The sequence below is a fragment of the Variovorax paradoxus EPS genome (assembly GCF_000184745.1).
Taxonomy (GTDB): Bacteria; Pseudomonadota; Gammaproteobacteria; order Burkholderiales; family Burkholderiaceae_C; genus Variovorax; species Variovorax paradoxus_C.
The window spans coordinates 1,876,217-1,903,207 of record NC_014931.1 but is presented as its reverse complement, the minus strand read 5'-3'; the positions used below and the strand labels follow the sequence as shown (position 1 = coordinate 1,903,207).

Below are 26,991 nucleotides of genomic sequence, written 5' to 3'. Positions count from 1 at the left end.
CGCGCGCCGCTGAAGTCGCCCCCTGTGGGCGATGCCCCACAGAGGCAGCAGCGCGCGGACGACACAGACGGTTGCATCACCGGCGCACAGTCGGTCATCGCAGACCGTCAGGGACCGTTGAGAGAGTCAGGCGTGACGTCGGCGCCTTGATGGAACTCCAGATGAACATCCAACGTCCCGCCCCTCAATCCCTCCCCCGCGTGCTCGCGATCTCGCTGTGCATCGGCGCACTCGTTCTCGCGGGTTGCGACAAGGCTGCACCGCCGAACGCCGCGCCGCCCGCGACAGAACCTGCAGCGGAGCAGCAACCGATCTCGATGCCTCCGCCCACGGTGCCGCAGGCGCCCGCAGCGCCGGTGCCGGCGGCCTACACACCGCCCTCGGCCGAGCAGCTCTACCAGCTGGTCGCCCCCATCGCGCTCTATCCCGACAAGCTCGTCGCGCAGATTCTCGCGGGCGCCACCTACCCCGAGCAGATCACCGCCGCACACGACTGGCTCGGGCAGAACCAGTCGCTCAAGGCCGGCCCGCTCGCCGATGCGGCTAACCAGCAGCCTTGGGACCCGAGCGTGAAATCGCTCACCGCCTTCAGGCCCGTGCTCGACCAGCTCGCCGGCAACATCACGTGGACCGAATCGCTCGGCAAGGCTTATTACAACGACCCGGCCGACGTGATGAACGCGATCCAGGTCATGCGGCAGCGCGCATCGAAAGCGGGCCGCCTGAAGAACAACGACAAGCTGCGGGTGGCCAGCGCCCAGGCGCCGCGCGACTACGTGCCGGCACCGGACATGCAGGCCGCGTACGGCGGACCCGCCGTGATCGAGGCGCCGCAGCAACTGATCACCATCGAGCCCGTGCAGCCCGACGTGGTGTACGTGCCGCGCTACGACCCGCAGGTGATCTACGGCGAGCCCTTGCCTGTGTACCCCGGCTATGCGTACGCACCGCCGCCGCCCGTGGAGGTCGCGCCGGGCTACAGCCGCGGCCAGGTTGCCGCGGCCGGCGCGCTGGCGTTCGGCACCGGCGTGATCGTGGGCGCCGCACTGGAACGCCACGGCTGGGGCTGGAACTCATGGAACGTGAACTGGGGCGCACCGCGCGATCGCAGATATGACCGCGATCGCGACCGTGACCGCGTGGCGCAGCCGGCCTTTGCACGGCCTGCGGTGGTCTACAACAACAGCACCTACATCTCGCGTTCGACCACGGTGGTCAACAACGTGCGCAACGTCTACAACAACAACGATCGCAGCGACCGCAACGGCGGACCACGCGGCATGCCGCCCGGCGCGCCGCCGCCCAACTTTGCGCAGCAGCAGCAACAAGCGCAGTTCGCGCAGATGCAACAACAACAGGCACGCCAGCAGCAGGCCGCGGCGCAACAGCAGCAGGTGCAACAACAGCAAGCACAGCAACGCGCACAGCAGCAGGCTCAACAGCAACAAGCGCAGCAGTTGCAAGTCCAGCAAGCTCAACAGCAACAACAGGCGCGGCAGGCCCAACTTCAGCAACGCGCGCAACAGCAACAGCAGGAACAAGCGCGCCGTCAGCAAGCGCAGCAGGCCCAACAACAGGCACAGCAGCAGGCACGCGCCGCCAACCAGCAGCAACCGCAGCAACAGCAACAGGCCCGGCTCCAACAGCAACAACAGCAGGAGCAGTTGCGGCGCCAGCAAATGGAGCAACAACAGCAGGCACGCACCGCGAGCCAGCAGGCCCAGCAACAGCAGCAGCGCGCGTTGCAGGACCGGCAGCGCCAGCAGCAACAACAACAGCAATCCCAACAGGCGCAGCAGGATCAGTCACGGCGCCAACAGATGCAGGCGCAGCAGCAAGCGCAGGCTCAAACCCGCGCCGCGCAGCAGCAACAGGCTCAACAGCAGCAGATACAGCGGCAGCAGGCGCAGCAACAGCAACGCCAGCAGCAGGCCCAGAACGAGGCCCGTCAGCAGCAGGACCAGATGCGCCGCCAGCAACAGCAACAGCAGCAACAACAAGCCCAGGCTGCACGCGCACAGCAGCAACAGGCGATGCAACAACAGCAGCAGCAACGCCAGCAGCAGATGCAGCAACAGCAGCAGGCGCAACAGGCCCAGATGCGACAGCAGCAGCAACAGGCGGCCCAAGCGCGCCAACAGCAGCAGCAACAGGCTCAACAGCACGCTGCGGCGGCGGTCGCCGCAGCCGCTGCCCACAAGCCGCCGGCCCGCCCCGGCGAGCCACCTCGTCAGCAGCCCTGAGGCCGGCTGCCCCTGCGCCGCTTACTGCTTGCCGATCTCGGTCAGCAGCCGCGTGACGAGGTAGATGCGCGGCACGATCGAATCGACTTCGATGTACTCGTCGCGTGCGTGATAGCCGAAGCCCGCGAGGCCGAAGCTCTCGACCACCGTCGCCTTGCCCGATCGGCCGGCGAAACCAGCGTCGGTGCCGCCACCGGTCATCGGCGTGAGCGCGAGGTCGCGGTCGATTTCCTTGTAGATCGCCTGCGCCTTCTCGGCCAATGCGCGGCCCTTCGCGCCCGCCACGAACGCCGGGCGGCCTACCTCGACCTTCACCGTCGTCTCGGTATCGGGAATCAGCTTGCCGCTCGCGATCTTCGCCTGCAGCACTTCGTTGAGCTTCTTCTCCGCACCCGGCTGCGTGATGCGGATGTCGCCCAGTGCCTGCGCCTTCTCGGTGATCTGGTTGATCGGGCCGGTGGCGCGCGCCACGGTCCAGTTGAGCGTCACGCCCGGGATGTCTTTCGCGAGGTCCTTGGTCTGCAGCATCTGGTACGACAGCTCGTACAGCGCATTGCGGCCCAGCTCGGGCGCGGCGCCCGCGTGCGCCGCGCGGCCCTTCACTTCCATCGTCGCCTGCGCGATGCCGGCCGCGCCGAGCAGCAGCGACTCGCCCTTGGCCACCGACTTGGCGGCCGTCGGCTCGAACGACAGCACCGTGTCGTGCAGGTCCGCCGTGGTGGCGATGAGTTCGCCCGAGCCCACCGAGCCCACTTCTTCATCGGGGTTCACCAGCACGGTGAGCGTGTCGTAGTCGCGCCAGCCCGCGTCGGCCAGGATCTTCAGCGAGGCCAGCATCACCGCGATGCCGCCCTTGTCGTCGGCGATGCCCGGGCCGTAGATGCGGTTGCCGTCTACCTTGTAGGGCTGGCTGCCGAGGATGCCCGCCGCATACACCGTGTCCATGTGGCCCTGCAGCATGATCTTGCGCTTGCCCGTGCCCTTGAGCGTGCCGATGACGATGTCGGCGCCCGCGCCGGCCTCTGTCTTGCGGCGCTCGGTCTTGAAGCCCGCAGCCTTCAGGCGGCCCTCGATCACATCGGCCATCTTGAGCAGGCCATCGACGTTGAGGCTCCCCGATTCGATCTGCACCATCTCCTTGAGGTTGTCGATGACGGCGGGCTGCGCCTTCTCCGCGGCGGCGAGCAGCTTGGCATCGGGCGCGGCCTGCACGGCGATGGCGGCCAGGGCGAGACCGGAGGCCAGCGCGATGGAACGCAGGGCGAAGAAGGACGAAGAGCGCATGGACATGATGGTTCTCTTTTCTCGAAGTGAATGGCGGGCGCCAGCATAGCGACCCGGCGTGGGAACGCGGCGCAAGTCGGCGACAGGGCGATGACTTGACGGGCGTCGTCGGGAGCGCTTACATTGCCTTCGCTTCGTGATGAGCGAAGTCGGGTTTAGCAGCCCGTCGACACCCTGCGACGAAAGCCGCAGTTACCGCACATGGTCTGCGGCTTTTTCGTTCGCGCTTCCTTTTTAGGCGGCTCGAATGGGAGGGCTCGCGCCCTGCCGGTGTCCGCAAGGGTGTCCCGGTCTGCTAACCCGTTCGGGCCGCCGCCTTCGTTTAGCAGCGAGTGCGTCGGTTATTGCAATCGACACCCTTGGAGGCCCATGGCCAAAAATTCAAACGCGAGCACCGGCGCCGTCTGCTCTTGCGCGTCTTCTTCTGTTCCCACCGCCCAGTTCAAACCCTTCGAGTGGGTGCAGATCGAGCGACTCGATCCTTCCCAACAACGCCACGCCGCATTCCTGAACGACGCGCGCGACGTGGTGCAAGGCGCGCAGACGCTGGCCCAATTGCTCAACTGGGATGAAGACCGGCGCGATGCCGCTTCATCCGAGGCATCCGCCGACTCCGCACCGCTCTTCGATGCATGTCAGCGCGACGCACTGCACCGGCTTCTTGCCGTATCGCTCGGGCTGCTTCACGCCCGCATCGAAGGCGAGTGCGAGGCGCTGACGCCCTAGCCCAGGGCGTTGTTCCTCGCTCCTTTCAGCGAGGATTTCGAAACTGCCGCCGGTATTGCTTGATCCTTGCAGTGCGCCAGAATCCGGCGAGGAACGAGCGCCCCGCGACAGCGCTCTCTTCACGTCGGCACACCGAGGCAGCATGCGTTTCGAGCGCTGATACACAGGAAGGAAGAGCGACGATGCCCAAGCATTCAATTTTCACGATGGCCTTCGCGAAGGTCTATCCGATGTACGTCCAAAAAGCGGAACGCAAGGGTCGAACGAAAGAAGAAGTCGACCAGATCATTTGCTGGCTGACGGGCTATGACGAAGCAGGACTGCGTCGGCAGATCGAACGGCAGAACGACTTCCAGACTTTCTTTGCCGAGGCGCCGGCCCTTCACCCGAACAGCTCGCTCATCAAGGGCGTGGTCTGCGGCGTTCGCGTGGAAGACGTCGACGATCCACTCATGCAGAAGATCCGCTACCTGGACAAGCTGATCGACGAGCTTGCCAAAGGAAAGGCGATGGAAAAAATTCTGCAGGTGTAGCTGCTTGTGAAGATCCGCGCCAAGAGCGGGATCTTTAAAGCCGGCCGATCGCCTCAATAGATATCAGGCAAATCGGCCCATCGAGGCAGGACCACCTCTGGGGCCGCGAGGAAGCATCCTGGTGATTGTCCTCATGCCCGCGAGCTCAGCAGACCTGAACGAATGTTGTGAACGCGTTCTTCGCCGGATCATGGAAAACATACACCGCCGCCTCATCATGAAAGTAGCCGGCGACAGGAAACTGGCCCAAGAAGACCAAGGGGCCAGCATCTCCGATGGGCCACGCCGGGGACTGCAACCAGCGCGGGGGCTGCTTGGCGTACTTGAACAGTTCCAAGATTCGCTGACGCAGCCATGCCTTTCTCTGTTTGGCAGGCAGGCACGGCGCCACATCGAGCAACGAGGCAAGGAACTTGGCGTCCGCGTCGAGCCAGCGCGGTTGGGCCTCGAGCAGCAGCGCATATTCCGCCGCTGCGGCCCCGGACGGCACTGTCTTCACTCCGTGCTTCTGGAGCAACGAGACCAATACGTCCTGTGCGCTGAGCACGTGGCCTGGGTCGCTGAGGTCGAGTCCGATGAGGTAGTGGAATAGCGTTGTCCCCGTTTGGCAATAGCGAGGAGCGCTCTCTGCCGAGAGCAACGCTTCAATATCCGGATCGTTGTAGAGCTGTTGCTCGAACTCAGGCGCCGGAGTTTTGCCGGAGACGAAGTCGCTCAGTCGCTGCAGGGCTTCAGTCGATGGAGGCATTCTCGAAGTCTTCCAGATTGGCATGCGGCCGAACTCGGGCCTGGCCGCACGTGAACGTTCGAGTCCTGACCTTTTACTACTTCTTCGTCAGGAATGCCGCCACCAGCGCGTTTGCGTGTCCGTGGCCGATTTGATGCTCCGTCTTGAGCCGGTTCACGAGCTCCATGTGTTTGAGAGGGCCTGCATCCTGAAGAACATTCATCCAGTGGGCGATTGGCTTCTCGTAGGTTTTTTCAATCGAAGGAAAGTACGAGGCAGGGCCTTTGACTTTGGTCGTTTCTGTCATTGACATCCCGTTGGTGAGTGGGCTGGTGGGGCAAGCGAACAATGGCATCGAAGAATGACGGGCCAGGCGTTCGACCTCGAATCGTACTTCCGCTCCCGACCGGCTGGAGCCGGCCGCACCTTCATCGTGAATGGGTCCGAAGCGATTAGACATTCGTTCCGAGGCAGCTCTCTTCTGGCCGGCAGAAGCTCCGCGATACCGAGACCGAACTTTGACTCCCGAAGCCCCCTTGCGTCAACACATCGAACTCACGCCACAGGCAACAATGCCCCCGCCATCAACCGCAGGTTCTGCACCGCCGCCCCCGCGGCCCCTTTGCCCAGGTTGTCCAGAACCGCCCCCAAGACGATCTGCCCCGTGCGTTCATTCCACGCGACACCCAAGCTCATGTCGTTCGATCCGTTGTGCACTTGCGGATCGAGCTCCGTCATCGGCGCGGCAGAAGACATCGGCATCACGCGCACATGTGCCGCATCGCGGTACCGCTCCATGAGGCACTCATGGATGCGCGCGCCAGACACACCGACGGGAAGCATCCGCGCGTGCAGTCCGATGGTGAGCACGATGCCCTGCCGATAACTGCCGTATGCCGGCACGAAGATGGGACGCTCCGTCAAGCCGGCATAGGTCTCGATTTCCGGCACGTGCTTGTGCTCGAGTGCAAGGCCGTAGACCTTCAGTGAATGCGCGCCCGCGCCCACCCCGGCCTCATACGCTTCCACTCCCGCCCTGCCCTGGCCCGAATAGCCCGAGACGGCGTGAATGACCAGCGGATAGTCGGCAGGCAGCAGCCCCGCATCCGTCAGCGGTCGCAGCAGGGCAACCGCGGCCGTGGGGTAGCAGCCCGGATTCGTGACCCGCAGTGCAGACGCGATGCGCTCGCCCTGTTGCGCATCGAGCTCCGGCAGGCCGTAGACCCAGCCGGGGCTGGTGCGGTGCGCCGAGCTGGCGTCGATGACGCGCACCGAAGGGTTCTCGATCATCGCCACCGCATCGCGCGCCGCGGCATCGGGCAGGCACAGGATGGCGATGTCGCTCTCGTTGAGGGCGGCCCGGCGCGCAGCCGCGTCCTTGCGCAGGTTGGCCGGCAATGTGCGGATGCGAAATTCCCCGCCGCGCAGGCGGTTCTGCAGGTCGAGGCCAGTGGTGCCCTGATCGCCGTCGATAAAGATGTTGAGGTCCATGGAGCGCAATCGTAGGGACGCGGTCTCGATGGCTCCAGCTAAATATCTTCAATGCAGGATTAAGAAAAGTTAAATTAGCGCGATGCGAGAACTCAGCCTTGACCATCTGCGCACCCTCGTCGCCATCGCCGATCTCGGCTCCCTGGCGAATGCTGCGCGCGCCCTTCACCTGGCGGCCCCCACCGTCACCGTTCAGATCGCGGAACTGGAGTCGCGCCTGGGTGGCCAGTTGCTCGTTCGCGGGAGAGGGCCCGCGCAAGCGACCGCCCTGGGCGAGCGATTCATCGCGCGTGCCCGCAGGCTGCTCGCGGACGCGGACGACGCAGTGGAAGACGTTCGACGCCAGCTCGCCGGCCAGACGGGCCGCGTGCGCGTGGGTGCCTCGACGGGCACCATTGCGCACCTGCTGCCGCCCGCGCTCAAGCGTCTTGCCCAGCACCATCCCGGCATCGACGTGAACGTGCAGGTGCTGACCTCCAACGACAGCATGGCCCGGCTCGCCGCGGGCAGCCTGGACCTCGCGGTCGTGGCGCTGCCGCAGCCGCCTGTGCGCGGCGTTCATGTCACGCCGCTGCGGCGCGAGGCCGTCGTCGCCTTTCTGCCGGCGGACTGGAAGGCACCCAGGCGGCTCACGCCGCAATGGCTGGCCGAACGGCCGCTGATCATGAACGACGCCTCCACGCGTCTCTATCGACTGACCGCGGAATGGTTCTCCGCGGCTGGCGTGCATTGCCGGCCGCGCATCGAGCTCAACTACAACGATGCGATCAGGACGCTGGTCGCGGCCGGTTATGGAGCGGCCTTGCTGCCTGAGGAATCGCACGCCGACGACAAAGAGCCCGCGCATGACCCTCGCATCGCCATTCGTCCGCTCAGCCCGGCGCTGTGGCGGCAGCTGGGCCTCGCGGTCAGCGACCGTGGTGCGAGCGGGCCGACGCGTTTCGTGCTGGAGGCATTGCAGCCTGGGAAGCACGCTTCGGCTGCTTGATCGATAGCGCAAGGTGGCAGGCGGAAGCAGTGCTGCAGGCCATCTGCCGAGCTACAGTGAAGCGCAACAGCACCCCTCGAACGGAGACAGCGCATGACCTATATCGACTGCTACCTGGCACCCGTGCCCCGCGCCAACAAGGCCGTCTACGAGAAGATGGCCGCTGCCTCCGCCGAGGTGACCCGGGCGCACGGCGCGCTGCGTGTGACGGAATGCTGGCTCGATGAATCCGGCCCCGACGCATCGACCTACCACGGTGAAAGTGCGCGCCGCGACGCAGACCAATACACGAGCTTCATCGAGGCTGCCGGCGCCAAGGAAGGCGAGGCTGTCGTGATGTCCTGGGTCGAGTGGCCCGACAAGGCCGCGAGGGACATAGGGATGGCCAAGATGACAAGCGATCCGCGGATGCAGTTCGAGGGGCAGGTTCCCGTGTTCGATGGCTCTCGCCTCATCGCCGGGGGCTTTCTGCCCATGATCTCCCTGTAGAGGCTTGCGAGAAGTCCGGCAGCGCCACGGTCTTCGCGCTGAGGATGCCGTGCTCTGTGCTCATGGTGAGGTGCGGTTTGCAGATGTCCCCAGTCCCCGCTCGACGACTTCCACTCGCGCCCCAAGCGCTTCGAAGCGATGAACCAGGTAGTCCTTCGCCGCATCGCTGACGTTGTCGACCAGCAGCGGCAAAGGCAGTTGATGCTTGAGCTTCAGCAGGCTTGCGCCGGCCAGGTGCCTGTAGTCCGAATGGGTCTTGAGCGCGGTCAGCACCTGCAGAGGCTGAGGGCCCAGGTCCGCGAGATGCACCGTGTAGAAAAGGATCTTCGACGGAACATCGTCCGACGGAACCGGCGCATCGATTTCGATGCGCTCCATCAGCATTCGAAGATTCGGAAACAGCGGCTGCGGCGACCAGCTGCCGCTCCCGTGCCAGTCCCAGAGCACCGGCACTTCGGGCTGGCTGATATCGCCGATCAACGGATCGCCATTCGCGTTTTGCAGAACCACCCAGTGCGGCTGCCATTCGCCGGTCTGCACGGCGTCGCGCCACACCAGATGCTCCGGCGTGCTCGCCTCTTGATCCAGGATGAAACGGTAGCCCTCCATCTCCGCCAGGAGGCCGGGCACATCGATGGCGCCCGCGCCGGTGAGCTCGCCACGCCAACCCTCGCGCCAATCCGCCTCGTCCAGCACGAGTGACTGGGTCCCCATGCTGCGGCACCAGGCGAACCAGTCCTGCATCGGTGGAGGCAAGGGCGGCAGAGCGAACTGGGCCGCCAGCGAGGCTTGGACGACGGCCCGGCTGGGCCAGTTTTCAGGGGTCAGTGCCATTGGATATTCGAGGATTTCTTCAGCTTGCTTCCGCGATCTGTGCGCCGCGTCAGCTCTTGCCGCCGCGCCCTGCCTTCTTCGCCACCGCCTTGCGTGCCGGCTTCAGCACAGGCGCCTCGCGCGCCGACTTCATGTGTCCGCTCTCCCCGGAGGTCACGCCGACGATCTTCGCGAGCTGCCGGCTCACGCTCACGTACGCATGGCCGATGCTGCTGTCGTAGTACAGCGAATCGCCGCGCGCGAGGTGCACGACTTCACCCGTGTCGAAGTGCACCTCGATCTCGCCCGACAACACATACGCGAACTCTTCGCCCGGATGCCGCGCGAAGTCTTCCGGGCCGTTGATGCGGCGCGCATGCACCGTGCCGACGACCGGGCTCATCTGCTTGCCGGCCGCCGTGGTGCCAAGGAACTCGTAGGCGAACGAGAGTCCGCGGTAGACCACGCCCTTGCCCGCGCGCGTGACCACCGGTCCATCGAACTGCGCGGGCTTGACGCCGGCGCCCGCGAACATCGCGTTCATGTCCATCTCCAGCGCTCGGCCCAGCGCGGCGAAGTTTTCATAGCCCAGCGCGAGCTGGCCGCGCTCGGCGCGCGAGATGGTGGTGATCGACACGCCCGAACGCTCGGCCAATTGCGCCAGCGTCCAGCCGAAACGCTTGCGCGCGGTGCGCAGGCGGTGGCCGAAAGTGGTGCGGTCCAGCGTGGGCGCCTCGTCCTTTGGCTTCGTCCCCGGCTTGGTCCCTGTGTGTGGATTCACGCTTGGCTTTCTCTTTGTAGTGCATGGCGATTCTGCCAGCGGGCCCGCACGCCATCCATGCCAACCCGGATGACTCGGGCGCGGAAGTTGCGTATACGCAAATTGCATTGACGCAAATTTCACCGATGAGGTGCACCATGGTTTCCCCTTGGTGCGCCGCAAATAATTTGCGTATCCGCAAATTTCTTTCTACACTTTTCGGCGATGACCTCAACAACAACAGCGCCCATGGTGGCCGACTACCTCGTGATCGGCGGCGGGATTGCCGGGGCTTCGGTGGCCAATTGGCTCGCTCCGCATGCCCGCGTGATCCTGCTCGAACGCGAAGCCCAGCCGGGCTATCACTCCACCGGCCGCTCGGCCGCACTCTTCATGGAAAGCTACGGCACGCCGCAGGTGCGCGCCCTCACCATGGCGAGCCGCGCGTTTCTTCAGCATCCCCCCGAAGGCTTCTCCGAGCACCCGCTGCTCACGCCGCGCGGCGCGCTGATGGTCGGCGGCACGGCACAGCTCGCGGAGCTCGATGCCCACTGGGATGTACTGCGCGCGATGGATACCGGCGCCAGTCGCCTGAGCAGCGAAGAAGCCCTCGCGATGGTGCCCGCCCTCCGGCCGGACCAGGTGGCCGGCGCCGTGTACGAACCCGATGCGGCCGACATGGACGTGCACGCCATCCACCAGGGCTACCTGCGTGGCATGCGCAAGGCCGGCGGCAAGCTCGTGTGCGATGCGGACGTGACGGCCGTGGAGCGCATCGGCGAGATGTGGCGCGTGACGGCCGGCGGCAACGTCTACGAAGCCCCGGTGGTGCTCAATGCCGCGGGCGCATGGGTCGACACCATCGCCAGGCTCGCGGGCGTGCGGCCCATCGGCATCGAGCCGCGGCGGCGCTCGGCCTTCATCTTCGCGCCACCCGAGGGCGAGAGCGTCGCGCACTGGCCCATGGTCTTCAATGCCGACGAGGGCTGGTACATCAAGCCCGACGCCGGCATGCTGCTCGGCTCGCCGGCCAACGCCGACCCGGTCGATCCGCAGGACGTGCAGCCCGAAGAGCTCGACATCGCCATCGCCATCCACCGCATCGAAGAGGCGACCACGCTCGCCATCCGCCGCCCCACGCGCACCTGGGCGGGCCTTCGCTCCTTCGTGGCCGATGGCGACCTCGTCGGCGGCTTCGACCCCGATGCGCCCGGCTTCTTCTGGGTCGCGGCGCAAGGCGGCTACGGCATCCAGACCTCGGCGGCGATGGGCGAAGCCTGCGCCGCGCTGGCCCGCGGGCTGCCGCTGCCCGAGCGCATCGCGAACTTCGGGCTCACGGCCGAGATGCTCGGGCCGCAGCGGCTGCGCATTGCCGCGGCTGCCTGAAAAAGAACACCCACAACAACCACAGAGACCATCCCCATGCGTGTCTTCAGCGCCTCGCTCGCCACCGAAACCAACACCTTCGGCCCGATGCCGACCGGCCTCGCCTCGTTCAAGGACCGCGGCCACTTCCCCGCCGGCAAGCACCCGGATGCGATGACGCTGTTCTCGGGCCCGCTGTGGGCCGCCCGCATGCGCGGCGCGGACAAGGGCTGGCAGCTCTTCGAAGGCATGGTGGCCGGCGCGCAACCCAGCGGCACGACCACGCGCCACGCGTATGAAACGCTGCGTGACGAGCTGCTCGACGACCTGCGCGCGGTGCTGCCCGTGGACATGGTGCTGCTCGGCCTGCACGGCGCGATGGTGGCCGACGGCTACGACGACTGCGAAGGCGACCTGCTGGCGCGCGTGCGGCAGATCGTCGGGCCCAAGGTGGTGATCGGTGCCGAACTCGATCCGCACAACCACCTGACGCCCGAGATGATCGCCAACGCGGACCTGATGATCTCCTTCAAGGAGTACCCGCACACCGACGTGCTGGAACGCGGGCTCGAGCTGGTGGACATCTGCGCCGCGATGGTCGAAGGCAAGGTGAAGCCGGTGGCCGCGGTGGTCGACTGCGACATGATCGTCACGGTCCACACCTCGCGGGAACCTGCACTTGGTTTCGTCAAGCGCATGCAGTCGCTCGAAGGCAAGGACGGGGTGCTCTCGATCTCGCTCACGCACGGCTTCTCGTGGGGCGACGTGCCGGAGATGGGCACCAAGGTACTGGTCTACACCGATGGCGACCAGGCCAAGGCCGACGCGCTCGCGCGCCAGCTTGCGGATGAAGTGATCGCGATGCGCGACGGTCTCACCGTGAATTACCCGAGCATCGATGCCTCGCTCGACGAGGCATTGGCCTTCGACGGCGGCCCCGTGGTGCTGTCCGATGGCGCCGACAACCCCGGCGGCGGCGCGGCCAGCGACTCCACCTTCATCCTGCGCCGCATGGTCGAGCGCGGCATCACCAACGCGGCGCTCGGCCCGATGTGGGACCCGATCGCGGTGCGCATCGCCTTCGATGCGGGCGTGGGCGCGAAGCTCGCAATGCGCATCGGCGGCAAGATCAGCCCGCTCTCGGGCGATCCGCTCGACCTCGAATGCACCGTGAAGGCGCTCAAGCACGAACTGGTGATGACGGGCCTTGCCGGCACGCCCACGCTGATGGGCGACAGCGCGCTCATCGAAGCCAACGGCATCGAGATCGTGCTGATCACCCTGCGCAACCAGGCGATGGGCACTGACCTGTTCACGCAACTGGGCTGCGACCTCGCGGCCAAGAAGATCGTCGTCGTGAAGTCGTCGCAGCACTTCTACGCGTCGTACTCGAAGGTCGCGAAGCATGTGATCTACGCGGGCGCACCAGGCGCCGTGACGTTGGATCTCAACACCCTGCCCTACAAGAAAGCGCGCCTGCCCAAGTGGCCTATTGGCGTCGCGGCCTGATCTCCTTTTCTCTTCCTTCTTTCGCCCCACCGGAGTACCGACGATGAAACGACGAACGCTTGCCGCCTCTGCCGCCTTTGTTGCCCTGGCGCTTTCCGCCGCGTGCCTCCCGGCGCTCGCCCAGACACCCGCGCCCAAGACGCTCAAGGTGGTGGCGCATGCGGACCTGAAGATCCTCGACCCGACCTTCACAACCGCCTACATCTCGCGCAACTTCGGCTACATGGTCTACGACACCCTGTTCGCGCAGGACTCGACGGGCAAGCCGCAGCCGCAGATGGTCGAGAAGTACACGGCCTCGAAAGACGGCAAGCAGTGGAGCTTCACGCTGCGCCCGGGCCTGAAGTTCTCCGACGGCAGCGCCGTCACCTCGGCCGATGTGGTCGCCTCGTTGCAACGCTGGGCCGCGCGCGACAGCCTGGGCCGCGCGATGACCGCGAGCGGCGCGGAGTGGAAGCAGGTCGATGCGCGCAACTTCACGCTCACCCTCACCGAGCCCTTCGGCATGGTGCTCGATGCGCTGGCCAAGCCCTCGGGCTTTCCGCCGGTGGTGCTGCCCGAGCGCCTGGCCAAGCTGCCGGCCACCGCGCCGCTCACCGAGGTGCTGGGCTCGGGCCCCTTCATCTTCAAGCGCGACGAATGGGTGCCGGGCAACAAGGCGGTGTTCGTGCGCAACCCCAACTACGTGGCGCGCAGCGAACCGCCGAACGGCCTCGCAGGCAGCAAGAAGAGCAACTTCGAGCGTGTCGAATGGCTGTACCTGCCTGATTCGAACAGCGCGATCGCGGCCCTGAAGCGCGGCGAAGTCGACATCGTCGAGCAACTGCAGCCCGACTACATCGCACCACTGCGCACCGACTCGAGCGTGAAGATCGGCTCGGGCGGCGCCTACCAGGGCTTTCTGGTGATGAACCAGCTGCATCCGCCCTTCAACAATCCGAAGGTGCGTCAGGCCTTGCTGCAGGCGGTGAACCAGGAGCGCTTCGTCGCGGCCATGGGCTATCCGCTCGACATGCGCATGGCTTACTGCCCCACCTTCTTCATCTGCGGCAGCCCGAACGAAACCTCGGCCGGCGCCGAGCCCTACCGCAAGGCCGACGCGGCCAAGGCCAAGAAGATGCTGGCCGATGCGGGCTACAAGGGCGAGAAGGTCGTGCTGCTGGTGCCGAGCGACGTGCCCTACCTCAACGCCGAGGCGCTGATGGCCGCGCAGACCATGAAGAGCATCGGCATCAACGTTGACGCGCAGAACCTGGACTGGGCCTCCATCGGCGCGCGCCGCGCCAAGCGCGATGCGCCCGAGGCCGGCGGCTGGAACATGTACGTGACGGTGGCCGGCGAGTTCGATGCCAACTCACCGATCAGCAACGCTTACCTGGGCGCGGCCTGCGGCAACACGCTGCCGGGATGGCCCTGCGACAAACAGCTGGACGAGCTGCGCACCGCCTGGCTGAAAGAGACCGTGCCCGCCAAGCGCAAGGAACTGCTCGACGCCTTCCAGGCCCGTGCCTACGAGGCCGTGCCGTACATCAACGCGGGCCAGTACTCGGCCGCCTTCGCCGCGCGCGCCAACCTCAAGGGGCTGGACAAGCTCTGGGCCGGCATGCCGATGTTCTGGGCGCTCGACCGCTGACGGGCACGCACGACGCGCAGCGCCATGGGCTACATCGTTCGACGCTTTCTTTCGACGCTTCCCGTCATGGCGGTGGTGGCCGTGGTGGTGTTCCTCCTGATCCACCTGTCGCCGGGCGATCCGGCGGCGCTCATCGCGGGCGATCTCGCGAGCGTGGAAGACATCGAGAAGCTGCGCGCCGCGCTCGGGCTGAACCTGCCGCTGTGGCAGCAGTTCGCGGTGTGGCTCGGCAAGCTCTTCACCGGCGACCTGGGCACCTCGATCTTCACGCAGGTGCCGGTGTCGCAACTGCTCGGCCAGCGGCTGGAGCCCACGGTGTCGATCGCTGCGCTCACCATGCTCATCACGCTGGTGGTGGCGGTGCCGCTGGGCACGCTCGCGGCCTACCGCGCGGGAAGCTGGGTCGACCGGCTGGTGATGGTGTTCGCGGTGCTCGCGTTCTCGGTGCCGGTGTTCCTCGTGGGCTATCTGCTGATCTACGCGTTCGCGATTCAGCTGCCGTGGTTTCCGGTGCAGGGCTATGTGCGTTTTGCCGAAGGGCCGGGCGAGTGGCTGCGCTCGCTGGTGCTGCCGTGCGTGAACCTGGCGCTGGTGTACATCGCGCTCGTGACCCGCATGACGCGCGCCACCGTGCTCGAAGTTCTGCATGAAGACTACATCCGCACCGCGCGCGCCAAGGGCCTGGGCGTGCTGCCGGTGCTCGGGCATGCGCTGCGCAATGCGGCCATTCCCATCGCCACGACCATCGGCGTGGGCATCGCGTTGCTGATCGGCGGCGTGGTGGTCACCGAGACGGTGTTCGCCATTCCGGGCGTGGGGCGCCTCGTCATCGATTCGGTTCAGCGTCACGACTACCCGGTGATCCAGAGCGTGCTGCTGCTGTCGGCGGGTGTGTACGTGCTGATCAACCTGCTGATCGACCTGAGCTACCGCTTGTTCGATCCGCGCATCCAGTACTGAGCCCCGACCATGTCCATCGCCTCTCCCTTGATGAAGCACGAACCCGGTCAAGCTGATAAAGCCGTTCACGCTGAGCTTGTCGAAGCGCCGCGCAAGGCTTCGACAAGCTCAGCCCGAACGGCTCTCGCTCCGGCCGACGAAGCCCCCTTCGTCCCCGCGCGCTGGCGCTGGGTGCGCAAGCATCCGACGCTGATCATCGGCGCGCTGCTGCTGATCGCCGTGGCCGCGCTCTCCATCGCCGCGCCGTGGATCGCCACGCACGACCCGCAGGACATCGACCCGCTCGCGCGCATGCAGCCGCCCTCGGGCGAGCACTGGTTCGGCACCGACGCGCTGGGCCGCGACGTGTTCAGCCGCGCGGTGTGGGGCGGGCAGGTGTCGATGATCGTCGGCGCCTCGGTCGCGGTGTTGGCGACGGTGTTCGGCGTACTGATCGGCCTGTTCGCGGGCTTCGTGCGCTGGGCCGACGGGCCGGTGATGCGGGTGATGGACGGGCTCATGGCCATCCCCGGCATCCTGCTCGCGATCGCGCTCATGGCGGTGACGCGGGCGAGCCTCACGACGGTGATCGTCGCCATCACTGTGCCCGAGATTCCGCGCGTGGTGCGGCTGGTGCGCTCGCTGGCGCTCACCTTGCGCGAGCAGTTGTATGTGGAGGCCGCGCATGCCGTGGGCACGCGGCTGCCGGTGATCCTGTTTCGCCATGTGCTGCCCAACATGGTGGCGCCGTTGATCGTGCAATCAACCTTCGTCGCGGCCGCCGCGGTGCTGACCGAAGCCGCCCTCTCCTTCCTCGGCGTGGGCGTGCCCGCGCAGACGCCGAGCTGGGGCAACATGATGGCCGAGGGCCGCAACTTCGTGGCGGTGGCGTTCCACATCATCCTGTACCCGGGGCTGCTGCTGGCGGCGACGGTGCTGGCGATCAACCTGCTGGGCGACGGCTTGCGCGATGCGCTCGATCCGCGTCTTGCGCGGCAACTGTGAGCACGCCATGAAGACTCCCATGTCCCACGTGGCACTCGCCCCCGGCGAACCCCTGCTCGAAGTCGACAACCTGCGCACGCACTTCCACACGCTGAACGGCGTGGTGCGCTCGGTCGATGGTGTGTCGTACACGGTGCGCGCGGGCCGCACGCTCGGCGTGGTCGGCGAATCGGGCTGCGGCAAGAGCGTGACCGCGCTGTCGATCCTGCGGCTCGTGCCCACGCCGCCCGGCCGCCATATGGGTTCTGTGCGGCTGCGCGGCACCGACCTCATGCAACTGAGCGAGCGCGAGATGCGGCAGATCCGCGGCAACCGCATCTCGATGATCTTCCAGGAGCCGATGACCTCGCTGAACCCGGTGCTCACCGTCGGACGGCAGATCGCCGAGACGGTGCAACTGCACCAGAAGGCCAGTCGCGCCGAGGCGCTGCAGCGCGCGGTCGAGATGCTCCGCGTGGTGCAGATCCCCGAGCCCGAGCGGCGCGTGAACGAGTACCCGCACCAGCTCTCGGGCGGCATGCGGCAGCGCGTGATGATCGCGCTGGCGCTGGCCTGCAACCCCGAGGTGCTGATCGCGGACGAGCCGACCACGGCCCTGGACGTGACGATCCAGGCGCAGATCCTCGACCTCATCAAGCGGCTGCAGAAGGAACTGGGCATGGGCGTGGTGATGATCACGCACGACCTGGGCGTGGTGGCCGAGAGCTGCGACCGCGTGGTCGTGATGTATGCCGGCAAGAAGGTCGAGGAAGCCGATGTGATCGATCTCTTCGACCGGCCGCTGCACCCTTACACGCGCGCGCTGATGGCCTCGATGCCCGCGATGAACACGGCGAGCGCGCGGCTCACGGAGATTCCGGGCCTGGTGCCGGCCGCGCATGAACTGGGGCGCGGCTGCGCGTTTGCCGCGCGCTGCAGCCATGCGCGCGAACGCTGCCGCGTCGAGACGCCGCAGCTCACGCAGCAAGGCGGCGACCATGTGGTGGCCTGCTTTGCCGTCGAAGAACAATGGGCCGATGCCGAGGTGACCGCATGACGACGACCGCAGCCCCGCTGCTCCAGGTGCGCAACCTGCGCAAGCACTACATCTCGCCCAAGCGGTGGCTGCGGGCCGACAAGCCGGCGATCCAGGCGGTCGATGGGGTTTCGTTCTCCGTTGCGCGCGGCGAAACGCTGTCGCTGGTCGGCGAGTCGGGCTGCGGCAAGACGACGACCGCCAAGTCGGTGATGCGGCTGGTCGAGCCGACCTCTGGCTCGGTGTCGCTCGATGGCGAGGAACTGCTCACGCTCTCGCCCAACGAGATGCGGCTGCGCCGCCGACAACTGCAGATCATTTTTCAGGACCCGTATGCCTCGCTGAACCCGCGCCTGACGGCCGGCGACATCGTGGCCGAGCCGCTGCGCAACTTCGGCATGGGCGCGGCGGCGGAGCGGCGCGAGCGCGTGCAGTGGCTGTTCTCGCGCGTGGGCTTGCGGCCTGAAGCCTCGAAGAAATTTCCGCACGAGTTCTCGGGCGGGCAGCGGCAGCGGCTGGGCATCGCGCGCGCACTGGCGCTGAACCCGAAGCTCATCGTCTGCGACGAGCCGGTCTCCGCGCTCGACGTGTCGGTGCAGGCGCAGGTGGTCAATCTGCTGATGGACCTTCAGGCGGAATTCGGCATCGCGTATCTCTTCGTCGCGCACGACCTCGCGGTGGTGCGGCACATCAGCCATCGCGTGGCGGTGATGTACCTCGGGCACATCGTGGAAATCGCGGACCGCGACACGCTGTTTTCCGCGCCGCTGCATCCGTACACCGAGATCCTGCTGTCGGCCGTTCCTGTGCCGAATCCGCGAACGCCCGCGCGGCGCATGTTGCTGCAAGGCGATCCGCCGAGCCCCGCGAATCCGCCTTCGGGCTGCCGCTTTCACACACGCTGCCCGATGGCGCAGGCCGTGTGCAAGGAGAAGGTTCCCGAGCTGAGCGAGCGGCCTTCGTCTTCCAACGGTGGCACCAGCGCGCACCTGGTCGCCTGCCACTTCCGCTGAAGAAAGAGCCTCACCGATGACCGACAAGACACCCCACTACGACTTGCTGATCCGCGGCGGCACCGTCATCGACGGCACCAAGGCGCCGCGCTTCGACGCTGACATCGGCATCTCCGGCGGCCGCATCGCCGCCATCGGCAAGCTTGCGGGCCACACGGCCGACCGGACGCTCGACGCCACGGGCCGCATCGTCGCGCCGGGCTTCATCGACTCGCACACGCACGACGACCAGGCCGTGCTCTCGCAGGCGCAGATGCCGTTCAAGGTGTCGCAGGGCGTGACGACGGTGGTGGCGGGCAACTGCGGCATCAGCGCCGCGCCGCTGCGCGTGGACATGGACCTGCCGATGCCGCTGAGCCTGCTCGACACGCCGGCCGAGGGGCGCTTCACCACCTTCGCCGCGTACCTCGATGCGCTGCGCGCCACGCCGTCATCGGTGAACGTGGCCGCGATGGTGGGCCACTCGACGCTGCGCGCGGTGGTCATGTCTGACCTCGACCGCCCCGCGAACGAAGCTGAAATCGCCGCGATGCAAGCGCTGGTCGAAGAGGCGATGCAGGCCGGCGCCATCGGGCTCTCGACCGGCACCTTCTACCCGCCAGCCGTGAAGGCGACCACCGAGGAAATCATCGAAGTCGGCCGTCCGCTCACCTCGCGCAAGGCGCTCTACGTGACGCACATGCGCGACGAGAGCGACCGCGTGATGGAATCGTTGGAAGAAACCTTCCACATCGGCCGCGCGCTCGACATTCCGGTGGTGGTGTCGCACCACAAGGTGCAGAACGCGCAGAACTTCGGCAAGACGAAGGTGACGCTGCCCTTCATCAAGGAAGCAATGCAGCACCAGTGCATCGGTCTCGATTGCTACCCGTACACCGCGGGCTCCACCATGATCCGCACCGACCGCGGAATGATGGACGGCCGCGTGCTCATTGCCTCGAGCGTGCCTCACCCCGAGTGCGCGGGGCGCGACCTGAAGGACATCGCTGCCGAATGGGGCGTGTCTGGCGAAGAGGCGGCCCAGCGCTTGCAGCCGGGCAGCGCGATCTATTTCATGATGGACGAAGACGACGTGCAGCGCATCCTCGCCTTCGACGACACCATGATCGGCTCGGACGGCATCCCGCTCGGCGAGAAGCCGCATCCGCGCCTGTGGGGCACCTTTCCGCGCGTGCTCGGGCACTACAGCCGCGATGTCGGGCTGTTCCCGCTGGAGACTGCGGTGTGGAAGATGACCGGGCTCACCGCGCGCAACTTCGGCCTGCATGAGCGCGGAACGCTCAAGCCGGGTCACCATGCCGACGTGGTGATCTTCAACGCGGCCACGGTGCGCGACACCGCGAACTACGAAACACCGACGCAGCCGGCCGAAGGCATCGATGCGGTGATCGTGAATGGAGCTGTGACCTGGCAGCACGGCGTGCACAGCGGTGCGCGCAACGGGCAGGTGATCGTGCGGCGCGAGGCGGCCTGACGAGGATCAGTCCGGCGCGTTCATCACCCGGTCGAACTCTTCGTCCGCCGGCACGTTGTCGGCATCGAGTTCGCTGGCATCGGTCAGATCGATGCCGGTTTCTTCCGAGAGGTCATCCGTGATGTCGCTGTCGGTTTCCTCGAAATCGTCGGCTGGCGTGTTGTCGTCATCGTCTTCGGATGGCGAGGCGGAACGCGCGGTGGCGTCGACGTGATTCATGATCGGCTCCTCGGCAGATGAATGCTGTACGGCCCCCTATGGTGCGCCTGTTTGGGCCGTTGCGGTTCATTCGGGCGGCAGCGTCGGTGTCGGAAAGTTTCCCGCCCTGCTCCCACTGCCCCTGCAAGCCGCGCCGTCAGTCCTTGTGAACGTGCCCGTGCTCCCCGTGTCCCGGGTCGTCGTGGCCATGGTCATGTCCGTGCTCGCCGTGCGCGAGCCGGCTCACCAGCGTGACCAGCACGATGCCCGCGACCAGCCACAGCACCTGCGCCGCGGTCTGGCGGGCGGGCAAACGTTTTTGCAGTTGCGGAATCAGGTCGGCCAGCGCTACATAAACGAAGCTGCTGCCGGCCAGCACCAGGAAGTACGGCAGCCAGCCGTGCAACTGGTCGACCAGCCACCAGCCGGCGATGCCGCCGAGCATGGTCATGGTGCCGGCGAGCGAAACCTTGACGAGCGCCGCGCGCTGGTTGGCCGAGCTCTGGCGCAGCACGACGAGGTCGCCGATGTGGTGCGGCACCTCGTGCGCGAGCACGGCGATGGCGGCCACGAGACCGAGGCGCATGTCGGCGATGAAGGCCGAGGCGATCAGGATGCCGTCGCCGAAGCAGTGCACGCTGTCGCCGGTGAGCACGGCCCAGCTGCCGCTGCCCTTGGGCGCGTGGGCATGTGCGTGACCGTGGTGGTCGTGTGCGTGATCGTGACCGTGGTCATGGCCCTTGTGCGCGTCCGGCGTTTCACCATGGTGATGCTCATGCCCGTGGTGCCACAGCTCGGCCTTGTCGAGCAGGAAGAAGAACACGAGGCCGAACAGGAGCACCGCGAAGAGCAGCGCCGGTTCGATGCGGCTTTCGAAGGCTTCGGGCAACAGGTGCATGAAGGCGGTGGCGAGCAGCGCGCCGGCCGCCAGGCTCAAGAGATGCTGCGGGTTCACGCCACCCGAGCCGTTGCGTACGCCCACGCGCAACAGCAACGCCGCCAACCAGACGCTTCCGATGCCGGCGACCAGGGTCGCGGCGATGATGACTATCAAATTCATAGCTGCTTGCGCAAGAGGAGCGGTCGGAAGGACCGCATACCGTTCATAAAAAGGAAAAGGCCGTCACACAGGACGGCCTTCGGCGGAGAGTGGCTACAAGGCGCCGTCTTCAGGCGACGCCATTGGCTTTGAACCAGGCTGTGGCGCGTTGCCAGCCGTCGTCCGCTGCGCTCTTTACATAGCTGGGGCGGTAGTCGGCATGGAACGCGTGGCCTGCTTCGGGATACACGACGAAGCTGGATGCCTTGGCCGCCGCAGTTCCAGTGGCCAAAGCAGCTTTCATCTTATCAACCGTGTCAAGGGGGATGCCCTGGTCTTTTCCGCCGTAGAGGCCGAGCACCGGCGCCTGCAAGTTGGCGGCGATGTCGATGGGGTGCTTGGGCGTCAAATCGCTCGCCTGGCCGACCAGCCGGCCGTACCACGCCACGCCCGCCTTGACCTTGCCCGTGGCCGCATACAGCCACACGATGCGCCCGCCCCAGCAGAAGCCGGTGATGCCGGCCTTGCTGGTGTCGCCGCCGTTGGCCTTGGCATAGGCGAGCGCGCCGTCCAGGTCGGCGATGACCTGCGCATCGGGCACCTTGCTGACGATGTCGGCCTGCAGCTTCGGGATGTCGGTGTAGCCGCGCGGATCGCCCTGGCGCGCATAGAGCTCGGGCGCGATGGCCAGATAACCCAGCTTGGCGAAGCGGCGGCAGGTGTCGGCGATGTATTCGTGCACGCCGAAGATTTCCTGGATCACCAGGACGACCGGCAGGCCGGTCTTGCCGGCCGGTGCGGCGGCATAGGCCGGCACCTCGAAGCCGTTGACGGTGTACTTGATCGGGCCGGCCGTGAGGCCTTCGGTCGAGGTGCTGATGGCGGTCTGCGCAATCACCGGCATCACGGCGGCTGCATAGCCGACACCGATGGCGGCCTTCAGTGCGGTGCGGCGCGTGGCGCCCTGCTCGGTGCTGTCGCCGGGGCGAAGCGAATCGAAGTCGGAACGGCTGTCGTCGAGTTGGGACATTGGACGGGCTCCAGTTGATCGTCGGACAAGGGGCGTTGCGCGAAAAAACGCACGCCGCAATGTAGGCGAAATCGACCGGGCGCCTCTATGCCCGGGAATTCAGTGGGGTTGGCCCTGCAGTCCGTAGGCCCGACGGGCCAGCGCGGCGGCCAGCACCTCCGCCGGATCGACCAGGCTCAGCCCGGCCACGGCGGCCGAGCCCTGCAGGCCCAACGGCACCTCGGTGCAGCCCATGATGATGCTGACGGGCCCGTGCCGCTCGGCCAGCCGCAGCGCGACTTCGGAGAAGCACTGCTCGGCCAGCGGCATGTTGCCGGCTTTCACGCCGTCGAAGATGCCGCGCATGATGGTCTGGCGCTCATCGGCCAGCGGCACATGGCAGCCCAGGCCGGCTTCCGCCAGTGCCTGTTCGTAAAGACGCACGCGGTAGGTGCCCTCGGTGGCCATCAACGCCACCTCGGTCGCGCCCTGTGCGGCCAGTTGCTGCGCGGTCTCGCGCGCCATGTGCAGCAGCTCGACCTGCGGAAATCGCTCCTGCAGGTTGGCATGCCAGGCATGCGCGGTGTTGCAGGCGATGGCCACGGCCCGGCTGCCGAGCGCGGCCAGCCGGCCCAGCGCCTGCAGCATCGGCTCGAGCGGCTGGTGCGCGCCGATGTCTGCCGAGGCCAGCGCGCCGGTGCGGTCGGGCACCGGCACCTGCGCGAGCCAGTGTTCGGGAAAGGACTGGTCGCGCACCGGCTCGCCGCGTGCGCGCATCTGCTGCGCGCAGGCCTGCACGAAGAGCCGGACGAAGTCAGCGCCCGCCGCGGGGCCCATGCCCCCGAGGATGCCGACGACCTGCGTTGCTGCGACCATGTCTTTTCTCTTCAGGCGGCCCGAATCAGGTCGCGGGTTTGTCGCTGAAGGCTTTCAGGTTTTCCTTCAGCTGATCGCTCATCGGCAGGTTCAGCGGCACGTTCTTCGGCGGAATCGGCTGCATGAACCACTTGGTGTAGAGCTTCTCGAATTCGCCGCTCTTCATCATGCCGATGAAGGTGTCGTCCACCAGCTTCTTGAAGGCCGGGTCGTCCTTGGGCAGCATGCAGGCGTAGGGCTCGACCTGCAGCGACTCGCCCACCACTTCGTAGTCGGCCGGGTTCTTGGAGTTGGCGATCAGGCCGAACAGCAGGATGTCGTCCATCGCGAAGGCGACGGCGCGGTCGCTCTCGACCAGAAGGAACGCATCGGCGTGGTCCTTGCCGAGCACGATGTCCATGCCGAGGTTCTTCTCGGTGTTGTACTTGCGCATGACCAGCGCGTTGGTGGTGCCGGTGGTGCTGGCCACGGTCTTCTTGGCGAGGTCGGCGTAGTCCTTGATCTTGGAGGACTTCTTCGTCAGGAGGCGCGTGCCCGTGTAGAAGTGATTGACCGCGAAGGCCACGTCCTTGCCGCGCGCGGTGTTGTTGGTGGTCGAGCCGCACTCCAGGTCGACCGTGCCGTTGGTGATGAGCGGAATGCGGTTCTGCGAAGTGACCGCCATCAGCGAGACCTGCAGGTTGGGCTTGTTCAGCTTTTTCTTCACCGCTTCGACCACGGCGTTGGAGAGCTCCACCGAGAACCCGATCGGCTTGTTGGGGCCGTCCAGGTAGCTGAAGGGCACCGACGATTCGCGGTAGGCGAGCGTGATCTTGCCGGACTCGGCGATCTTGGCGAGCGTGTCGGCGGCTTGCGCGCCGGTGGCGGTGAAGAGCACCGCGGCAGCCATGGATGCCATCAAGACGGAGAGTTTCATTCGAGCCTTCATTCGGTTGGATTGAACAGAAGCGCAGTGTAAGAAGGAGTGACACATCGGGACAATTCCAAATAACCCCGGGGTCATGCCCAAAGGTTATGGGCGGGGGTTCTTTTGGCATTTCCGGGCGGCGCGGGGCACCCCTACAGTCGCAGGCAATCTCTTCTTTGTCTTCACTCCCGAAAGTTGCCTTCATGCATGTGTGTGTGCTCGGTGCCGGCATCGTGGGCCTGGCCACCGCCTGGCAGCTCGAACGCCGGGGCCACCAAGTCACGGTGATCGACCGCGCGGCGCCCGGCGCGGGCGCAAGCGGCGGCAACGGCGCACAGCTGAGCTACTCGTACGTGCAGCCGCTGGCCGATCCGTCGATCTGGAGGCAGCTGCCCAAGCTGCTGCTCTCGCCCACCTCCCCGCTCAAGCTTCGGCCGCAGCTCGACCCGCTGCAATGGCGCTGGGGCATGGAATTTCTCGCGGCCTGCAATGCAGCGACCTCGCGCGACACCACGGCGAAGCTGCTGGCGCTGGCCGCGTCGAGCCGCACCGAGTTCGAGGCCATGCAGGCCGACGTCGCACCCGACTGCGACTTCTCGGCCACAGGCAAGCTGGTGCTGTACGCGAGCTCGGACTCGCTCGAAGGCGCGCGTGCGCAGCTCGAGCTGCAGCGCACCATGGGAAGTGAGCAGCGCATCGTCACGCCCGACGAGTGCATCGCGATCGAGCCCGCGCTCGCGAGCTACCGCAGCCAGATGGCCGGCGCGGTCCACACGCCGAGCGAGTGCGCGGCCGATTGCCTGAAGGTGTGCGCCGAACTGATGCCCGTGCTCAGTGCGCGCGGCGTGCGCTTCCTGCTCGGCACCGATGTGCATGGCTTCGCGCGCAACGGCCATCGGATCGCGGCAGTGAACACCAGCCAGGGCGACATCGAGGCCGACGCCTTCGTCATGGCATTGGGGTCGGCCTCTCACAAGCTCGGCCGGGCACTCGGCGCCTACCTGCCGGTGTATCCGCTCAAGGGCTACAGCATCACGGTGGAGGTCGATCCTTCGCCCGGCGCGGCACCGACCGTGAACGTGACCGACAGCGCCCGCAAGGTGGTGTTCGCGCGCATCGGCTCGCGCCTGCGCGTGGCAGGCATGGCCGAGCTGGTGGGACACGACGCGAGCATTCCGGCAACGCGCATCGAGACGTTGGCAGCCGCCACGCGTGCCGTCTTCCCGCATGCGAGCCGGCTCGAGGAACTGCACCCTTGGACCGGCATGCGGCCCGCAACGCCGAAGGGGCTGCCGATCATCGGGCGGCTGGAAAGCGCACCGTCGAACATGCTCTTCAACACCGGACACGGCGCGCTCGGGTTCACGCTGGCCTTCGGCTCCGCGCTGCGGATCGCGGAGGCGCTGGTGGCGTCTTCCGCACCGACGCCCTGAGCTTGCGGCCCAGGCGCCGCCAGCCGATCACCACGCCGGTCAGGCTCAGCAGCGCGCCGCCGAGGCTCAGCGCCACGAGCAGCACGTCCCACACCGGGCGATGGTCGAGCAGCGGCAGCCAGTCCCAGCTGTGCAGCATCGCGAACAGCCAGCGGCTCAGGCGCCGCATCTCATCGGAGCGGCCGATCACCGCGCCGGTGTGCGGATCGACATGCAACCAGGTGGCGTGCGCGTCGGCGAACACCACGCGCCAGACGGGCAAGGGCTTGTCCGTGCCGCCCGTCATGGTGTGCGGCTCGCGGGTGTAGTAGTGGCTGTCGTAGGCGGTGAGCACGTCGATGCGCTCGATCGCATCGGGCAGCAGGCGGGCGACCGCGGCGCGCAGCACCTCGGGGCCGGGCGTGTGCGGCCGGGCGCTCTGCGCATCTCGCACCATCGGCCGGCCGTTGCCCGTGCTCGCGAGCACCAGCGTCTGCCCTGCCACGCGCACCCAGCGCAATTCGCGCACGCCATTGCCTGTGGCGGCCAGCAGCGCGGCGGGTGTCGCGTCCCCGGCGGCGACAACGAGCGGCCCGCCGTTCATCGCCTCGGTACGCAGCGCTGGCGCGCCGCTGTCGAACACGCGCCACGGATTCATCGACATCAGCCCGCTGAAGATCCACGTCAGCGTCACCAGCGCGAACAGCAGCCCGGTGATGTGATGCCAGCGCATCATGAAACCCTGGTACGGCGAGTGCGAACCGCTCTTGTAGGTCCGCCGGAAGCGCCAGCGCATCACGCCCATCACGGTGCCGGTCAGCGTGACCGCGATGCCGACGATGGAGAGCCAGTTGACGATGTCCGCCCAGTAGAGGTCCAGCGCGGTGCCGCGCAGCGGGTACAGCCAGTGGATCCACGCGCCCGCGTAGTTCCAGAGCCGCTCGGCGCGCGGCGCATCGCGCACCACTTCGCCGGTCTTGCCCGAGATGTAGAGCCGCGTGGCTTCTGCATCGCCGAGGTCGACGAGGTGCAGCGGGCGATGGGCATCGAGCCCGCGCGAATGGGTGAAGGCGTCCTCGCCGATGGCGCCGCGGTAGTCGAGCGCCACACCGGCACCCGCATACGCCTGGGCGCTCGCGAGCACGCGGGCGCGGTCCACGTCACTCGGCACGGCGCCGGTCTCTGCATCGATCACCACCGTTCCGCTGCCGGGCGGCACGCGGCGCCGGCCGGCGTCGGCTTCGCGGGCAGGCACCGCCAGATACACCGCGCGTCCGCCGCTGGCCGCCGTCAGCCGCAGCTCGCGCAGAGGCCCCGCGATGCCGGCTGCATCGAGCGCGCGCCGAGGCCCCAGCAGCGGTACCGATGCGTCGAGCGGCGGCAGGTGCTGCAGCCGCTCGGCCTCGGTGAGCTTGGGATAGCCCACATACATCATCACCACGCCCGAGACGAACCACATCGCGAAGAAGGCGCAGACGACCACGCCCAGCCAGCGGTGGACGAGGAACAACCAGCGTTTGGCATGCATGGCATCTCTCCCTGG

26 protein-coding genes are annotated in these 26,991 nt (G+C 66.8%); 14 read left to right on the top strand and 12 right to left on the bottom strand.

Annotation, left to right across the window (positions count from 1 at the left end; genetic code table 11):
* The first annotated feature begins 161 nt into the window (after window positions 1-161).
* Entirely contained in the window at window positions 162-2,243 is a 2,082-nt protein-coding gene (locus tag VARPA_RS08615; protein WP_013540165.1) for a DUF3300 domain-containing protein, read from the top strand.
* A gap of 21 nt (window positions 2,244-2,264) precedes the next feature.
* Here the strand turns inward: VARPA_RS08615 and VARPA_RS08610 are convergent, their stop codons facing one another.
* Entirely contained in the window at window positions 2,265-3,533 is a 1,269-nt protein-coding gene (locus VARPA_RS08610) for a glutamate carboxypeptidase (protein WP_013540164.1), read from the bottom strand.
* Window positions 3,534-3,896: 363 nt separating this feature from the next.
* Between VARPA_RS08610 and VARPA_RS08605 the strand changes: the two genes are divergently transcribed.
* Both VARPA_RS08605 and VARPA_RS08600 read left to right on the top strand, forming a co-directional pair.
* Complete coding sequence (locus VARPA_RS08605; RefSeq protein WP_013540163.1) at window positions 3,897-4,253, top strand: hypothetical protein; 357 nt, start codon at window positions 3,897-3,899, stop codon at window positions 4,251-4,253.
* A 182-nt stretch (window positions 4,254-4,435) separates the two neighbouring features.
* Entirely contained in the window at window positions 4,436-4,786 is a 351-nt protein-coding gene (locus tag VARPA_RS08600) for a DUF2200 domain-containing protein (protein ID WP_013540162.1), read from the top strand.
* Window positions 4,787-4,931: 145 nt separating this feature from the next.
* On the opposite strand, the gene VARPA_RS08595 is transcribed toward VARPA_RS08600, so the two are convergent.
* From VARPA_RS08595 to argC, 3 genes are all read right to left on the bottom strand, one after another.
* Window positions 4,932-5,534: a hypothetical protein gene (locus VARPA_RS08595; RefSeq protein ID WP_013540161.1), complete on the bottom strand. Its 603-nt coding sequence runs from the start codon at window positions 5,532-5,534 to the stop codon at window positions 4,932-4,934.
* 76 nt (window positions 5,535-5,610) lie between these two features.
* On the bottom strand, window positions 5,611-5,820 hold the full coding sequence (locus VARPA_RS08590; protein WP_013540160.1) for a DUF4287 domain-containing protein: 210 nt from the start codon (window positions 5,818-5,820) through the stop codon (window positions 5,611-5,613).
* Between the two features lie 248 nt (window positions 5,821-6,068).
* Window positions 6,069-7,004, bottom strand: a complete 936-nt coding sequence (gene argC, locus VARPA_RS08585; protein WP_013540159.1) for an N-acetyl-gamma-glutamyl-phosphate reductase — start codon at window positions 7,002-7,004, stop codon at window positions 6,069-6,071.
* An 82-nt stretch (window positions 7,005-7,086) separates the two neighbouring features.
* Here argC and VARPA_RS08580 point away from each other — a divergent pair, with 82 nt between their 5' ends.
* Window positions 7,087-7,992 carry a LysR family transcriptional regulator gene (locus VARPA_RS08580; RefSeq protein ID WP_013540158.1) on the top strand — a complete coding sequence of 302 codons (906 nt, stop codon included), beginning with the start codon at window positions 7,087-7,089 and terminating at the stop codon, window positions 7,990-7,992.
* Window positions 7,993-8,085: 93 nt separating this feature from the next.
* Window positions 8,086-8,481, top strand: a complete 396-nt coding sequence (locus tag VARPA_RS08575; RefSeq protein WP_013540157.1) for a DUF1428 domain-containing protein — start codon at window positions 8,086-8,088, stop codon at window positions 8,479-8,481.
* A 60-nt stretch (window positions 8,482-8,541) separates the two neighbouring features.
* On the opposite strand, the gene VARPA_RS08570 is transcribed toward VARPA_RS08575, so the two are convergent.
* Entirely contained in the window at window positions 8,542-9,315 is a 774-nt protein-coding gene (locus VARPA_RS08570; RefSeq protein ID WP_013540156.1) for a hypothetical protein, read from the bottom strand.
* Between the two features lie 49 nt (window positions 9,316-9,364).
* Entirely contained in the window at window positions 9,365-10,075 is a 711-nt protein-coding gene (locus tag VARPA_RS08565; RefSeq protein WP_013540155.1) for a helix-turn-helix domain-containing protein, read from the bottom strand.
* 204 nt (window positions 10,076-10,279) lie between these two features.
* On the opposite strand from VARPA_RS08565, the gene VARPA_RS08560 reads away from it, so the two are divergent.
* From VARPA_RS08560 to VARPA_RS08525, 8 genes are read left to right on the top strand one after another with little or no spacing between them, the layout of a single operon-like run.
* Entirely contained in the window at window positions 10,280-11,440 is a 1,161-nt protein-coding gene (locus tag VARPA_RS08560; protein WP_041942824.1) for an NAD(P)/FAD-dependent oxidoreductase, read from the top strand.
* A 36-nt stretch (window positions 11,441-11,476) separates the two neighbouring features.
* Window positions 11,477-12,928 (top strand): M81 family metallopeptidase, encoded by a 1,452-nt coding sequence (locus VARPA_RS08555; RefSeq protein ID WP_013540153.1) that lies wholly within the window; start codon window positions 11,477-11,479, stop codon window positions 12,926-12,928.
* 43 nt (window positions 12,929-12,971) lie between these two features.
* Entirely contained in the window at window positions 12,972-14,561 is a 1,590-nt protein-coding gene (locus VARPA_RS08550; RefSeq protein ID WP_013540152.1) for an ABC transporter substrate-binding protein, read from the top strand.
* Between the two features lie 24 nt (window positions 14,562-14,585).
* A complete protein-coding gene (locus tag VARPA_RS08545; protein ID WP_013540151.1) occupies window positions 14,586-15,521 on the top strand; it encodes an ABC transporter permease in 936 nt (311 codons plus the stop codon).
* 9 nt (window positions 15,522-15,530) lie between these two features.
* Window positions 15,531-16,505, top strand: a complete 975-nt coding sequence (locus VARPA_RS08540) for an ABC transporter permease (RefSeq protein WP_013540150.1) — start codon at window positions 15,531-15,533, stop codon at window positions 16,503-16,505.
* Window positions 16,506-16,512: 7 nt separating this feature from the next.
* Window positions 16,513-17,541: an ABC transporter ATP-binding protein gene (locus VARPA_RS08535; protein ID WP_013540149.1), complete on the top strand. Its 1,029-nt coding sequence runs from the start codon at window positions 16,513-16,515 to the stop codon at window positions 17,539-17,541.
* Complete coding sequence (locus tag VARPA_RS08530) at window positions 17,538-18,533, top strand: ABC transporter ATP-binding protein (RefSeq protein ID WP_013540148.1); 996 nt, start codon at window positions 17,538-17,540, stop codon at window positions 18,531-18,533. Before VARPA_RS08535 ends, VARPA_RS08530 begins: the two co-directional genes overlap by 4 nt.
* 16 nt (window positions 18,534-18,549) lie before the next feature.
* Complete coding sequence (locus VARPA_RS08525; RefSeq protein ID WP_013540147.1) at window positions 18,550-20,007, top strand: N-acyl-D-amino-acid deacylase family protein; 1,458 nt, start codon at window positions 18,550-18,552, stop codon at window positions 20,005-20,007.
* A 6-nt stretch (window positions 20,008-20,013) separates the two neighbouring features.
* Here VARPA_RS08525 and VARPA_RS08520 read toward each other — a convergent pair whose 3' ends face one another.
* The 5 genes from VARPA_RS08520 to VARPA_RS08500 all read right to left on the bottom strand — a co-directional run bounded on the left by VARPA_RS08520 (window position 20,014) and on the right by VARPA_RS08500 (window position 24,045).
* Window positions 20,014-20,226 (bottom strand): hypothetical protein, encoded by a 213-nt coding sequence (locus VARPA_RS08520; RefSeq protein ID WP_013540146.1) that lies wholly within the window; start codon window positions 20,224-20,226, stop codon window positions 20,014-20,016.
* Window positions 20,227-20,362: 136 nt separating this feature from the next.
* Complete coding sequence (locus VARPA_RS08515; protein WP_013540145.1) at window positions 20,363-21,265, bottom strand: ZIP family metal transporter; 903 nt, start codon at window positions 21,263-21,265, stop codon at window positions 20,363-20,365.
* Window positions 21,266-21,374: 109 nt separating this feature from the next.
* Entirely contained in the window at window positions 21,375-22,274 is a 900-nt protein-coding gene (locus tag VARPA_RS08510) for a dienelactone hydrolase family protein (protein ID WP_013540144.1), read from the bottom strand.
* A 99-nt stretch (window positions 22,275-22,373) separates the two neighbouring features.
* Complete coding sequence (locus VARPA_RS08505; protein WP_013540143.1) at window positions 22,374-23,129, bottom strand: aspartate/glutamate racemase family protein; 756 nt, start codon at window positions 23,127-23,129, stop codon at window positions 22,374-22,376.
* Between the two features lie 25 nt (window positions 23,130-23,154).
* Complete coding sequence (locus VARPA_RS08500; RefSeq protein WP_013540142.1) at window positions 23,155-24,045, bottom strand: transporter substrate-binding domain-containing protein; 891 nt, start codon at window positions 24,043-24,045, stop codon at window positions 23,155-23,157.
* A gap of 194 nt (window positions 24,046-24,239) precedes the next feature.
* On the opposite strand from VARPA_RS08500, the gene VARPA_RS08495 reads away from it, so the two are divergent.
* Window positions 24,240-25,469 carry a D-amino acid dehydrogenase gene (locus VARPA_RS08495; protein ID WP_013540141.1) on the top strand — a complete coding sequence of 410 codons (1,230 nt, stop codon included), beginning with the start codon at window positions 24,240-24,242 and terminating at the stop codon, window positions 25,467-25,469.
* Here the strand turns inward: VARPA_RS08495 and VARPA_RS08490 are convergent.
* A complete protein-coding gene (locus VARPA_RS08490; RefSeq protein ID WP_013540140.1) occupies window positions 25,399-26,976 on the bottom strand; it encodes a PepSY domain-containing protein in 1,578 nt (525 codons plus the stop codon). The two genes, VARPA_RS08495 and VARPA_RS08490, sit on opposite strands and share 71 nt — an antisense overlap.
* Between the last annotated feature and the right edge of the window lie 15 nt (window positions 26,977-26,991).